This window comes from Aeromonas rivipollensis, from assembly GCF_037811135.1.
GTDB classification, from domain to species: Bacteria; Pseudomonadota; Gammaproteobacteria; order Enterobacterales; family Aeromonadaceae; genus Aeromonas; species Aeromonas rivipollensis.
The window spans coordinates 908,931-922,833 of record NZ_CP149130.1 but is presented as its reverse complement, the minus strand read 5'-3'; the positions used below and the strand labels follow the sequence as shown (position 1 = coordinate 922,833).

Annotated in this window: 5 protein-coding genes and 2 riboswitches; all 5 genes read right to left on the bottom strand. The window is 63.8% G+C overall.

What is annotated here, in order from left to right; translation table 11 throughout:
- Positions 1-2: 2 nt before the first annotated feature.
- Entirely contained in the window at positions 3-2,369 is a 2,367-nt protein-coding gene (locus tag WIR04_RS04345; protein WP_420883442.1) for a M66 family metalloprotease, read from the bottom strand.
- 190 nt (positions 2,370-2,559) lie between these two features.
- Positions 2,560-5,247 (bottom strand): PKD domain-containing protein, encoded by a 2,688-nt coding sequence (locus tag WIR04_RS04340; RefSeq protein ID WP_338890749.1) that lies wholly within the window; start codon positions 5,245-5,247, stop codon positions 2,560-2,562.
- A 370-nt stretch (positions 5,248-5,617) separates the two neighbouring features.
- Positions 5,618-5,703: riboswitch (cyclic di-GMP riboswitch) on the bottom strand.
- Between the two features lie 309 nt (positions 5,704-6,012).
- Entirely contained in the window at positions 6,013-8,610 is a 2,598-nt protein-coding gene (locus WIR04_RS04335; RefSeq protein ID WP_338890747.1) for a glycosyl hydrolase family 18 protein, read from the bottom strand.
- A 111-nt stretch (positions 8,611-8,721) separates the two neighbouring features.
- A riboswitch (cyclic di-GMP riboswitch) is annotated at positions 8,722-8,808 on the bottom strand.
- A 200-nt stretch (positions 8,809-9,008) separates the two neighbouring features.
- The gene (locus WIR04_RS04330) at positions 9,009-12,482 is read right to left on the bottom strand and encodes a PAS domain-containing hybrid sensor histidine kinase/response regulator (RefSeq protein WP_338890745.1); all 3,474 of its coding nucleotides are present in this window, start codon (positions 12,480-12,482) and stop codon (positions 9,009-9,011) included.
- Positions 12,483-12,564: 82 nt separating this feature from the next.
- Positions 12,565-13,707 (bottom strand): 3-phenylpropionate MFS transporter, encoded by a 1,143-nt coding sequence (locus WIR04_RS04325; RefSeq protein ID WP_338890743.1) that lies wholly within the window; start codon positions 13,705-13,707, stop codon positions 12,565-12,567.
- Between the last annotated feature and the right edge of the window lie 196 nt (positions 13,708-13,903).

Below are 13,903 nucleotides of genomic sequence, written 5' to 3'. Positions count from 1 at the left end.
CCTTACTCGAGCGGCCGCCCGTTGACGGTGAAGGAGAGATCCACTTCCGGCGCCGAGACGGGCCTCTGATCCAGGGTCCCGGCGGCGCAGATCACGGTGGCGGCCCGTGGCTCGCTGGCCGTGGGCACATTGACATGGAACTTGTTCATCAGGTTGGCATTTAGCCGGTGATTGGCCAGCCGGAAGTGCAGCAAGCCCTCCCGGGTCTCCACCTGCAGCTGGCAATCCTCTGCCCCGATCCCCTCGCCGTCATCCCCATAGCTGAAGCCGTAAGCGCCGTGCAGAGCCGGATAGAGGTAGCTCGGCAACAATCCGCGAGGATCGTAATAGCCCACCAGGGTCGTCACCGGCACCCCGAATGCCTGCGGCTTGCGCGCCACCCGAGTATCCACCACAGGCCCTTCGTTCCAGCGGCTGCCGTCCGAGGTATAGCTCTTCTTGAAACCGCGGGAGACGGTGATCTGCTGGCCATTGATGAAGAGGGTGCTGTTGTAGCCGGCACCGTGCTCCACAGTCAGGATGCGCCCCGCATTCCCGGCTCCGGCAGCCGGCGCCTGGATGTTGCGCGTCCAGTTGCCGTCCCACATGGCTACCTTGACCAGATCATACTCCGCCAGCAGAGCCACCAGCTTCGCCTCGCTCAGATCGCCGATGGGCGCGCTGATCTGCTCCAGCCGCTCGACCCTGTGCTGGTAGGGCACCATGGTGGCGGTGGCGGCATCCCATTTGCTGAATCCGGTCGGGGAAGCGGCGTCGAACACCGCCTTGCTCTCGAGGAAACGCTGGATGATGGCGGCCGAGTTCGGGGTGTAGAGGGTAAAGCGGTTGAAGCCGGAGAAGGGCGATCCACCCGCCATGGCATCGAAACCGAACGAATGTCCCTCGAAAGGCGGCTGGCACTGGCCGTCGAGGCAGGCGCTCTGGCCGCTGCGGGCGGCGCCAAAGTTCGGGATGAAGCGGTTCTTGTCGCCATCCCAGCCCCAGCTCGAATTGACCGCCTCGGCGCTGCGGTGCACCGAGCCCTGGAAGCCGCCGACATAGTGGCCAAGACCATAGTTGTGGCCCACCTCGTGGCTGAATTCGTTACCCAGAGAGGCGTCGAGCGTGACTATGCCGCCGCCGCCCGAACCACCGTGCACCTGGATGCCGTTGGCGTACTTGCCACGGCTGTTGTGGGCCGCCAGCTGGGCCACCACATAGGGATGGCTGCTCTCCCCCTCGCCAGCCGTGCTGTTGATGCCGTAGTTCGCATTGTCTATCCCGTGGGAGATCAGCTCCTTGCCGATGCGCTGGCGCATGGTGCCCTCGTGCCAGCCCCCCTGGCCGGGATCGAAATCGGTGAGCAGGGTGCCGTTTGGCAGCATCACCTCCGGCAGCGACAGGGGAGCATACTGGCTGACGATCAACCGGCTGGTCGGCACCGTCTGGAAATATTCGCGATGAGCTTCGGGATCCCTGGCGAAGGCAAACTGATCCCGGGGAGTGGTCAGCATGCCAAGGTCTATGGTGTGGATGAGCAGCTCGCTCGGGGCACCGATCGCGAGATCCGTCAGCTCGCCGCTGAGCCCGCCCTGGCTGAGTTGCAGCGCCAGGCCTGGCCGGATCCAGTCCGCCGGCAGCACGGCGCTCCAGGCGTCGGTCGCATAGCGGATACCGTTGTTCTCGAGCTCCCCGTCACGGATCCACTGACCGCCCACGAACTTGAACTGCAGGCTCTGACCGCGGGAGAGGGTCACCTGGCGGCCACTGTAATAAAGGGTCGAGTTGTAGCCGGCGTTGGAGGCCAGCCGCACCATCTTGCCTTCCAACTCCGCTCCGCCCGGCAGATGAATATCGCGCACCCAGCGTCCGTCGGCAGTCTGAATGGTCACCAAAGCATGAGGCTGCAACTTGCCAAGCAGGAAGGCGCCGGCAGGATCGCTCAGTTTGGCCAGCTCGCTGCTGCTGTTGATGAGGCCACTGGTGCCCGGCCCCGGCGTGAAGTCGACCCCCTCCTCCGGTGAGCCATCGAGGTAATAGGCCGTCTTCGGCAACTGCTCGGGGGGGTTGAGGCTGAGCGTCCCGAGCGTCTGTCCGGCGCCATCTCGCGCCGTCACCGTCATGGTCGCGCCGGTCTCGGTTTGCAAGGGCCTGACCAGCAGCAGGCTCTTGCGCAGGGCGGTCAACCTGGGCTGGCGGTCCCCTTCTGCGACATGGGCCGGCAGGATCTGGCTCTGGGCGAATTGAACCTGCGCCGCCAGGGATCCTTGCAGATCGTTGGTCGGTGGCTGGGTGTTGAAGGGCAAGGAGGTGGGAGCCTGAACGGCAGCCAACAGAGGGCCGCTCGCCAGGGCGGCCATGATGAGGCTGGCTAACTGTGTTTTTTTCATTGTTATGGTTCTCATTGTGATGGGCATGTCCACATGCCCTGTTGCAGGAATCATTACAAAATGGACGCCAGAGGCTCGCTCCAACACCCGGTCTGAGAATAAGGTCTGGTTGTCGCGCAGCGGCATAGCCGCAGCCTGAAACAGGAGTGGAAAAAGGAATGGGACGCCAAGGCCCCATTCCTGATGGTCATCAGTTGCAGTTGGCTGCTCCCTGATCCAGCCAGACATCGTGCTTGCCTGGCTCGTTGCCCCTGGTCCAGTACTGGGCCTGCCACTTGCGGCCATTGTGGGTGGTGACATCACCGCCGCTGTAGGCCACACCGGCATTCCAGCCGAGCTGCACCTGGCTCACCAGCTTCCACTGATCCGCCGTCTGGCTCGGCTCGTTACCTTGGGTCCAGTACTTGGCCTGCCACACCAGCTGGTTGTGGCTCACTTTGGTATCGGCGTTGTAGACGGTGCTGGCGCTCCAGGCCGGCCAGCTGGCCGCATCCGGATCGGAGGCACTGCATTCACCACCACCGCTTGCCGGGGTGACTGTGAGCCGGGTCTGGCCCTGCACATCCAGGGCGCCATCTGTCACGGTGACGGTCAGATCGTAATCCGTGTTGACCGCCACACTCGGGGCCGCCAGCACCAGGGTCTTGCTGCTCTGGCCGCTGGCGGTCAGACCGGCCGGCACAGTCCACTGGTAGCTGAGCGCATCCCCATCGGGATCTGTGGCGCTGGCGGTAATGCTCACCTGCATGCCCGCCTGCACAGAGGCGGGAGCCAGCGCGGTCAGCACGGGTGGCTGGTTGGGCGGTGGTGCCTGGTGGGTCACTACCATACGATCCGCGCCCGCCAGTCCCTGCTCATCGGTCACGGTCAGCTCGAATGTCAACTGGGTATCCTGAGAGACGGTCCCCAGACTCAGCCTGGCTCGCGCCTGCTCGGCATCCCTCAGGGATGCCTGCGGACCGCCGACCTGGCGCCATTGGTAGCGCAGGGCACCGTTCTCCGGATCCCGGGAGGCGGCACCGTCGAGTACCAGTTCGGCCGGGCCAGTGGTACTCATATCGCCGCCGGCGTTGGCCAGGGGGGGCTGATTGATGGCAGGCTGGGGTGGTTCTGGCTCGGTACCCACCTCGCTGACTCCCGCATCACCGGCCGCGATCCGCGCGTCTATGGTTTGGTGCATGATGCGCCACTGGTAACCGAAGAAGACCCCCTCAAGCCGCCCTCCCGTCATGATGTTGCTCATCCGGTAAGGCTCGTCTCCCGTGTGCGACAGCCCCAGGTTGTGGCCCAGCTCATGGCTCAGGGTCAACGACTGCCCATGGACGGTGACGTTGCCGGGGCAGGCGTATCGATAGCCCGCGCGCGGCGCCCCGTCTTTGGCCCCCAAACCGACAGAGAGACCATTCCCCTGGTAGCTGCATGTCCTGCTGTCATCCTTGTAGCCGCGCAGCACATAGATATTGGAGAAGACCTGTTCCGCGTTTGGGATCCAGCCCTCCCGCAGCGGCGCCGTTAGCTCAACAGTACTGGGTTCGTAGGCCTGACCATCGCCATTCTTGTCCCATTCGTGCACCAAGATGCCGTTGTCCACCCAGCTGAGGCGGATGTTGTAGGGGGCAAAACGTCGGCTCATGTCCGCCATGATGATGGCACCGTCGTCCCACAGGTGGCTCTGACGCTCACCGGGGAAGGCGATGTAGCTATAGGAGAGGCTGACCGCCTTGGGGGCGGTAACAAACAGTCGCACCTGATCCACCTGCCGATCATCGGCCAGGATTTCGAGGGTGGTCTCGCCCTCTGCCAGCCCCTGGAGCACCAGCCGATCCTGGGTCGCTCCGGGTACCAGTTGCAGACTGACCAGCTCGGGGTTGGCGATGCGATAGCTCAGCGCCACCGGCTGCGGGCCCGGTACCTTGGCGATCAGCAGCGCCTCTTGCTCCCCCCGGCTGCTGAGCAGTTTCTGTTTCAGGGCAGAGTTGAAACCGGGATCGAAGGCCAGCTGGTTGGCAGGATCGGGCAACACCTGGGCATAGGGATTTGCCTCGCGCGATTGCTGCCCATCTGCCATCAACCAGAGTTCCCCCTCCTCGTTGGTGCGAAAACCCTGTTCGTACTGGCCGGTCAGATAGGTCAGGATGAATTCGTAGTCCCGATCGACCCGCACCTTGATGGGAGCTGGCAGGGTCAACTGTTTGCCTGATACGAGCAGGACGCTGCCTTCATAGGCAGACTCGCCGCTCTCGATGTCGATGAGGCGCAGGCTGAACTGACGGTTGCTACCACCCCAGATCCCCTCCTGCACCTTGAAGGTCGTGATCTCCAGCTCGTCCCCAGTCAGGGGATGCTCGGTTGAGGCGATACGGATCGTTCGGCTCAGGCTCTGGCCGGGGAGAAAACGCAAGAGACCTGTGGTGGCTGGGCTCTCCTGCCAGAGGCTACCCAGCTTGTTGAGCTCACTCGGCACCGCCACTGCGGGATCATAGATGGTGACGGGCAATGAAAACGTGGTAGTGCCTGCATTCATCCCCAGATATCCATTACCACCGGGCAATCCGTTATCACGCACCTCGTACTTCGCCAGATAGCTGCCGACCTGCTGGGTGTTCACACCGCTGAGCTGCTTGATGCGGCCACTGAGATCCCCATCGTTCTCGTCCCAGGCCGTCATCTGGGGGGCGAAGGTCGCCCCGAGCGGCAGTTGCAGGACGAAGCCGTCGACCCAGGCCTCCTGGCTGTAGAGGCGTGGCTTGATCTGATCCTTGCGCCACTCCCCGGTGATGGCGTTCTGCTGGGCCAGAGCCTGCGGCCCCCATGCGGCCAGCAGGGCGAGCATGCCCCCCTGCACCGCCAGATTTACCTTGTTTTTTTTCATCTGCATTCCGTGATTTCCCTATTTTTGGCGCCTGCTTCGGTGGCAGGGGCGTCGTTGTTATTGCGTTGACATGAGCACAGGGTTCAACCCTCTTCTCCTGCCGCCACCGACAGCGATCACCTTGAGCGGCAGGGCATGAGCGGGCGGGTTGAGCCCGGTGATGGCGAACAGGGTTTCACCCCAGCCGAGGCGGAGTTTGCCTGGGGCGGCGACACGAAGGGGGGAAGCAAGCAGGGAGCCAACCAGACAGGTCGACAGTAAGAAGGGGTGGACTTTGCATGGCGAATAATCCTTTTTCGTTATTAGTCAATACGATAAGGACAAGGCAACCAGCAGACGGTGCAAGATCTCCCCTTGGCAGAGGATCGATACGACCTGTGGCGGCCCCGCTGTCCTAGATCATGGATCCTTAGACCGGAAGCTTTGCGTCCCGGCCTTTTGACCGGTTTGCCCTTATACACAAATTAATCAGTAGTGCGTGGCGATTATTCTCTATAGGCGCAGTCACTGCAAATGGCAGAGCGGGATCTTGACTGGGTGTTCTATCAAGAAATGCCTCTGAAGGCAGGGTTAAGCTCGGCGTGAGAACGGATGTCAACCATCCAACTCACTATCTTGAAAGCGATTTCAAGATGAAAATATTTTTTCAACTTTAGGTGAAATGATTAATTCCTTAGAAATGGCTCGCGGTTTATCCACCCCGAACTGAGGTCAGCCCGCAAAGCGCCACAGGAAAAAGGAATGGGGCCTTGGCCCCATTCCCTATGGCCATCAGTTGCAGCTGGCAGCCCCCTGATCCACCCAGACGGCGGCCTTGCCGGGCTCATCGCCCTTGGTCCAGTACTGGGCCTTCCACTTGCGACCGTTGTGGTTGGTGAGATCCCCGGCGTTGTAGGCCACAGCGGCATTCCAGCCGAGCTGCACCTGGCTCACCAGCTTCCACTGATCGGCGCTCTGGCTTGGCTCGTTGCCCTGGGTCCAGTACTTGGCCTGCCACACCAGTTGCTTGTGGCTCACCTTGTCATTGGTGTTGTAGACGGTGCTGGCGTTCCAGGCCGGATGGTTGGCCGCATCGGGATCGGTTGTCTCGCAGCCGCCCCCCGTGCTGGCCGGCTTGACGGTCAGGCGGGTGCCGGCGCTGGCGTCCAGTGCCCCGTCAGTCACCATCAGGGTCAGGTCATAGGCGGTGTCGCTGGTGACGCTCGGGCCTGTGACCACCAGGGTCGCACTGTCCTGACCGGTGGCGGTGAGACCCGCTGGCAGGCTCCACTGATAGCTCAGGGCATCACCGTTCGGATCGGACGCAGTGGCCTTGATGGTCACCTGCTTGCCGGACTCTACGGTCGCACTGGCCGGTACGCTGACCACGGGGGGCAGGTTCGGCTGTGGTGCCTTGTTGGTCACCACCACCTGATCCTTGGCCGAGAGTCCCTGATCGTCGGTCACTGTCAGCTCGAACACCAGATTGATGTCGGTAGTGGCGGCATCCAGCACCACGCGGGCCCTGGCCTGGGTAGCGTCCAGCAGGCTGGCCTGGGGTCCGGAGACCTGCTTCCAGCTGTAGGTCAGCACGCCGCTTTCCGGATCGTGGGAGGCGGAGCCGTTGAGGGTTACCTCGGCCGGGCCCGTGACGCTCAGGTCGCTGCCGGCATTGGCCACAGGCGGCTTGTTGACCGGCGGCAGTGTACCCTCGCCGTGGCCCAGCCCCTCGTGCATGGCGTTGAGGATGTCGCCGTTGTCCGCGTCTATCTCCCAGGCGAACAGGCCACCGAGCTGGTTCGCCAGCACGTACTGCCCCTTGGCCTTGACCGAGCGATCGTTGTCGAAGCTGATGAGATCCCCAGTGCTGGCCTTGAACACATAAGGGGCCTCGGCCGACTCGTCATAGCCCTGCTCCCAGCCTGCGCCCATGCGGTTGTTGACGATGTCGCGGTAATCCACCACGCCATTTTCCCAGGTGCCGGTCACAGGTCCGGTGGCGGTACCAGTGAAGGGATTGCCGGCCTGGTAGTTCTTCACTCCGGTCCAGCCACGGCCATACATGGCCGCACCCACCACTATCTTGCCCGGTGTCACCCCCTGACCCAGCAGCGCCTTGACGCCCTTGTCGGTGGTGTACTTGGTGGCCGGATCCCAACTGGAGGCAAAGAGGTTGGTCTGGTGGGCCAGATTCGTCAGGTCGAAGGCGCCGCTGAAGTCGTAGCTCATCAGGAAGATGTGGTCCATGTACTGCTGGGCCGCCTGATAATCGACCTTGGCAATCTTGTCACCGCCGGCGCTGATCGCCGAGGTCAGCTCATACTGGCGGCCGGTCTCGGCTTCCAGTTCGTCGAGCATGGCCCGCAGCTCCTTCATCAGCACCACATAGGTGGCGCCATCGCTCGGGCCGCCCAGGCTGGGGTTGGCCCCCTGGCCGCCCGGGAATTCCCAGTCGATGTCCACCCCGTCGAAGAATTTCCAGGTCTGCAGGAACTCCTTGACCGAGGCGACGAAGGTGTCGCGCTTGGTCTTGTCCCCCAGGAAGTAGAAGGGATCGGAGAGGGTCCACCCCCCGACCGACGGCAGGATCTTGAGGTCCGGACGGGCTTGCTTGAGCGCCATCAGGTTGCCGAAGTTGCCCTTGTAGGGTTCATCCCAGGCGCTGAGGTTGCCCTGGGACATCTGGACGGCGGCCCAGGGATCGTGGATGGAGACCTTGAAGTCTTCACGACCGGCACAGGAGCGCTGGAGGGCCTCGAAGCTGCCGGAGATCTCTTTCAGGCTGTCATTGATGCCGTTACCGCCGCAGATGGGGGTGAAGCCGTAGAGGATGTGGGTCAGGTTCTGGGCCGGGATCTTGTCCACGGTGAACTTGCGGCCATAGACGCCCCACTCCACGTAATAGGCCCCCACCACCTTGCCGGACTTGTTGGCGTAGGGCTTGTTGTTCTCCTTGAGGGGCGCATTGAGCGGTGCCAGGTGGCTGCCGTCGGTATCGGCGACCATCAGCTCCTTCTTGTCGGAGAGGGTGCAGCCGTCGGCGTTGCACAGGGCGACCTGCATCTGGTAGCGGCCCCCCTTGGTCACCTTGAAGTTGGCGGTACCAGCGGCGGAAGCCGGGCCTGACCACACCTCCTTGCCATCGAGCAGCACCTTGGCGGTCTGACCCACGTCACCGGTCCAGAGGTTCCAGGTCACGCTGACGGGGGCACCATCCTTGTGGACTGTCACCAGCTGGTTGTAGGCAGAGGCGGCCTGATTGACTTCGACGATGGCGAACTTGGTGGGGCCCGAGCCTATGGTGGGTTTGCCCGGGGCAGCGGCGAAGGCGGAGGTAGCACAGAGACCCCCGACCAGGAGCGCCAGCAGGGAAAGTTTTGGACTTAACATATTTGAACTTCCTTATTTCGTTATTGGAATTAACAACGAAAAAGGCAACGCAACCTGCCAGGTAACGCAGACATCATCGCCACCATGGCTTGGCCCATGGACGATACAACCTGTGGTGACCCCGCTATCCTAGGTACTTTGACCCTTAGACCGGAGGCTTTGCGTCCCGGACTTTCGTCCGGTTTGCCTTTTTGCACAACTTGATTTGCGACAAAAATAATCGCCGGATGACTATAGATGAGTGCGCGAGCACCACCACCTGGCAGAAATGACATCGATGGGCGGCGATTCATACAAATAGCCGGCATATTGCACAAACATGGCGACATTGGTGGCGATATGCCACCAAAACGACAGATTTACAATTTTCATCCCACGTGCTTGTTCTGTGAACTGCCTCACTCTATTGGCAGCAGCAGGCTGTTCATCAATGCCCGCAGTTTTAGGGGTTTGACCGGCTTGCTGACGTAGCCGAAGCCGTGCTCGCGGATCTGGGTCTGCAGCTCGCTCTTGCGATCCGCGCTGATGATGATGCCGCCTATGCCGTTGCCATGGGCCAGCCGGATCATGTGCAGCGCCTGCAGCCCCGTCTTGCCGTCATCTAGGTGGTAGTCGGAGAGCACCAGCCGGGGCAGGAAGCCAGCCCCAATGATCTCCTCTGCCTGCTCCAGGCTCTGGGCGCAGCGCACCTCGCAGCCCCAGCGTCCCAGCAGGGAGGCCATGGCGATGAGGATCTCCTCCTCGTTGTCGATGCAGAGGATCCTGACCCCTTCCAGCTGGCTGTCCCGCACGGCGGGCGCCGCCACCGGACTCGGCATCACGGGCCGGGTCGCGAGGTTCAAGGTGATGGCAAACACCGAGCCCGCCCCGGGCCAACTGCGCAGGGAGAGCTGGTGACCCAGCACCTGGGAGATGCCGCGGGCGATGGCGAGCCCGAGGCCAAGCCCCTGCTCCCTGGCGGTGCGGGAGTGATCGAGGCGGGAGAACTCGTCAAAGATCGCCTCCTGCTTGTCCAGCGGAATGCCAGGGCCATTGTCCCACACCTCGATGCGCACCTTGTCCCCCAGTCGGCGGCAGCCGAGCAGCACCCGGCCGCCCGGGTTGTAGCGGAACGCATTGGTGAGGAAGTTCTGCAACACCCGGCGCAGCAGGCGCACGTCGCTGTAAACGGCGAGGCGGCTCTCCACCACTGAGAACTGGATCTCCCCCGCCTGGGCCAGCACCCCGAATTCCGCCTTGAGGTTGCCCAGCACGTCGCTCAGGGCGAAGTCGAGCTTCCTGGCCTTGAACTTGCCCGCCTCGAGGCGCGAAATGTCCAGCAGATCCGTGATGAGATCCTCGGTCGCCCCCAGGGCATCGTCGATGTGGCGGGCGATGCGGGTCTGCTCCGCCGTCTGCTCCCCTCCCTGGGACAGCATCTCCAGCAGGGAGGAGGTAAACAGCTTGGCCGCGTTCAGCGGCTGGGTCAGATCGTGGCTCACCGCCGCCAGGAAGCGGCTCTTGGAGTGGTTCGCCCGCTCCACCTGCTGGTTCACCAGCAGCAGTTGGCGGTTGAGCTCGGAGAGTTCGTGGGTACGCTCGGCCACTCGCGCCTCCAGGTGCTCGTTGGCTTCCCGCAGTACCCGCTCCGCCGCCCGGAAGGGGGTGATGTCGGTGAAAGTCATCACGAAGCCCCCCGCCGGCATGGGATTGCCCTGCATCTCGATCACCCGGCCGTCCGGTCGCTCCCGCGCCGAGACATGGGGGCTGCCCCGCTTCATGAAGGCGACCCGGCGCGCCACCTGGGCCTCGATATCGCCCGGGCCGCAGAGCCCCTGCTCGGCGTTGTAGCGGATGATCTCCTCGATGGAGCGCCCCACCTGGATGAGCCCGTGCGGATAGTGGAACAGCTCTATGTAGCGCCGGTTCCAGGCCACCAGCTTGAGCTCCCTGTCCACCACCGAGATCCCCTGCCCCATGTGCTCTATGGCCCCCTGCAGCAGGCCGCGGTTGAAGCGGAACACGTCCGAGGCCTCGTCCACTATGGTGACTATCTCCTCCAGCTGCATGTTGCGCCCCTGCAGGGCAGAGGCCAGCACCAGGCGGGCGGACGAGGTGCCAAACACCCCGGCCAGCAACCGCTCGGTGTGGGCAATCAGATCGGCCGACGCCTGCATCTGGGGCGCCAGGGTGCCGCCGTGCTCGCCGGCGAAGCGGCCGAAGGCACGCTTGACCCGGCTCGAGCCGACGAAGCGGGCCGCCAGCATCTCCAGCTCCTTGACCGAGACCCGTGCCTGGTAGAGCGCCGTGGTATCCCGGCTCGGCTTGCCGACGAAGTTGGCGGCCTGCAACCGCTCGCTCACCGCCGCCCGCGACAGCAGGGAGCCCGCCACGTAGCCGAGCAGGTTGAGCAACAGGCTCAGGAAGATGCACCAGGCCCCCAGGCTCAGCTCGCGGAAGGCGGGCCAGTCGGGAGGGGCCAGCAGCGCCTCCAGGGGCGAACCCGCCAGCAGGCCGCTTTCGGCCAGCAGGGTGAGGAACCAGAGGCTGACCCCCAGCGCCAGCCCGAGGTAGACCCCCTTGCGATTGCCGTGCCGCCAGTAGAGACCGAGCAGCAGGGCTGGTGCGAACTGGGCCACGGCGCCGAACGACAGATAGCCGATGCGCGACAGGCTGGTGAGGTCCCCGAGCCAGAGATAGAGCACCCAGGCCGCCAGCAGGATCAGCAAAATGGCGCCCCGGCGCACCTGCAGCAGCAGCCGCATCAGGCGCTCATCCCGCCCCTGCTGCCAGAAGCGGCGCAGCAGCACGGGCAGCACCAGATCGTTGCTGACCATGATGGCCAGGGCGATGGTGCAGACGATCACCATGCCGGTGGCCGCCGAGGTACCGCCGAGAAACGCCAGCATCGCCATGCCGTCGAAGCCCAGCGACATGGGCAGGCTGATCACATAGGTATCCGAGGCCATGTCGGCCCCCACCCACTGCTTGCCCGCCAGCGCCAGCGGCCAGATGAAGAGCCCCATCAGGAACAGGTAGAGCGGGAACAGCCAGCGCGCCCAGTGCAGATCCTGGCCCTGGTTGTTCTCCACCACAGTCACGTGGAACTGGCGCGGCAGGCAGATGACGGCGCACATGGCCACCAGGGTATAGATGGCGAGCTCCAGCAGGCTGCCCGGCGTGACCGCCACCACCGCATCGAGAAAGTCGGTGGCTACCAGGGTGCGGGCCTCGCTCGGCCTGGCGATGATGAGCCAGAGCGCGAAGCCCCCCACCGCCATGAAGGCGAGCAGCTTGACCACGGACTCGAAGGCTATGGCCACCACCATGCCGCGATGGTGCTCGGTGGCATCCAGGTTGCGGGTGCCGAACAGTATGCTGAACAACGCCAGCAACAGGGCGACGCCGAGGGCCAGCTCGGCCGTGTTGCCCGTGGGCCCCGCCGGCACCGAGTTGGCCATCAGCAGATCCAGCCCTGTGACGATGGCCTTGAGCTGCAGCACCAGGTAGGGAAGTATCCCCATGACGGCGATCAGGCTGATCACCATGGCCAGTCGCTGGGACTTGCCATAGCGGGCGGCGATGAAGTCGGCAATGGAGGTGATGTGTTCGCGCTTGGCCACCAGGATGAGGCGGGCCAGCAGGCGCCAGCCGAACAGGAACACCAGCATGGGCCCTAGATAGATGGGCACCGGCGACCAGGGGGATTCGCTGGCCTGGCCCACTGTGCCGAAGAAGGTCCAGGAGGTGCAATAGACGGCGAGCGACAGGCTGTAGAGCAGGGGTTGGCCCTTGAGCCGACGGCGCTTGCTCTTGTCCGCCACGTAGGCGATGAGGAACAGCAAGCCCAGATAGGCGAGCGACAACCCGATCAGCAGCCATCCTTGGTGCATCTACATTCTTCCCTTGTCCAGATGTGTTGAGCGCCGCGCCGGCTCAGCGTGCCGACGGGCAACCGTCATTGGGTGCGCCCGCTCAGGCGGCGGCGCCCTCATGCTCCCCGCGCAGCCGCAGCACGAAGACCGGCAGCACCACCAGCACCATGATGAAGAAGATGCCCCCACCGAGCTGCTCGAACAGCACACCGCAGATCGCCATCAGGGCCGCCACCGTCATGCCGAGGCCGAGCGCCGCATAGAGCGCCTGGGTGGGGATCTGCTGCTCGGCGGGCAGTTGGCGGGTCATGAAGCGCACGGCGCCGAGGTGGCTGATGCAGAAGGTAACCCCGTGCAACAGCTGGCCCAGCACCAGCACCGCCAGCTCGGTGGAGGCGCCGAGCAACACCCAGCGCACCACGCAGCCGACGGCCCCCACCAGAAACAGGGTCTGGGCCCCGAAGCGGTGGAAGAAGCGCTTGTCCGCGGCAAACACGGCGATCTCCGCCACCACCCCCAGGGCCCACAGGTAGCCGATCAGGGTGCCGCTGTAGCCTGCTCCCTTCCAGTACATGGCGCTGAAGCCGTAGTAGGCGGCATGGCTGCCCTGCAGCAGGGCGGTGATGAGCAGGAAGCGGCGCACCGGCGCCGACTTGAGGGTGGCGAGCAGGAAGGCTCGGGCCCGCTCCCCCTTGAGCTCCTGGGGCACCGGTCGCAGCGGCAGCACGCTCAGCGCCAGCATGGCCAGCAGTCCCGCCACCATGGTGTGCAGCACCCAGTCGCTGCCGAAGTTGCTCACCAGGGCGCCGACCAGGGTGGAGGCGACGATAAAGGCGAAGGAGCCGCACAGCCTCACCTTGCCATAGTCGAGGTGCGTCTGCACCACCATGCGAGTGGCGAGCGCCTCCCCCATGGGCATCAGGGTCGGGTAGATGAAGTTCGCCACCAGGGTCAGCAGCACCAGCCACCAGAGGCTGTGGCTGAGGTAGAAGCCCAAAAAGGCCAGCAGGCTCAGCAGGCAGAGCAGCCGGGTGACGGGCAGCAACTGACCGGCCCCCTTGACCCGCCCCATCACCATCAGGTTGCCGGCGAAGCGGATGGCCATGCCGACCCCCAGCAGCAGGCCTATCTGTTCGGCACTCACCCCTATGCCCTCGAGCCACAGGGACCAGAATGGCAGATAGGCGCCGTAGACGAAGTAGAAGGCGCCAAAGAACAGGGCTAACCAGGAGAAGGCGGGCATAGGGGCTCGGCAGCGGGACAAGGGGCACAAATGATAACCGATTTTGGCGCGGGGATCCCCAGGGGCAAGAGGGGATAAAAACGATAAATATCAATAAAGTTGAACCTTTGTCACATCCCCCTGTCTATTGGTTAACACCGCTTCCTGATGAGTGTTGCAATCCTTACACCCGCCCCTGGCGGGTTTCTTTTTGGGG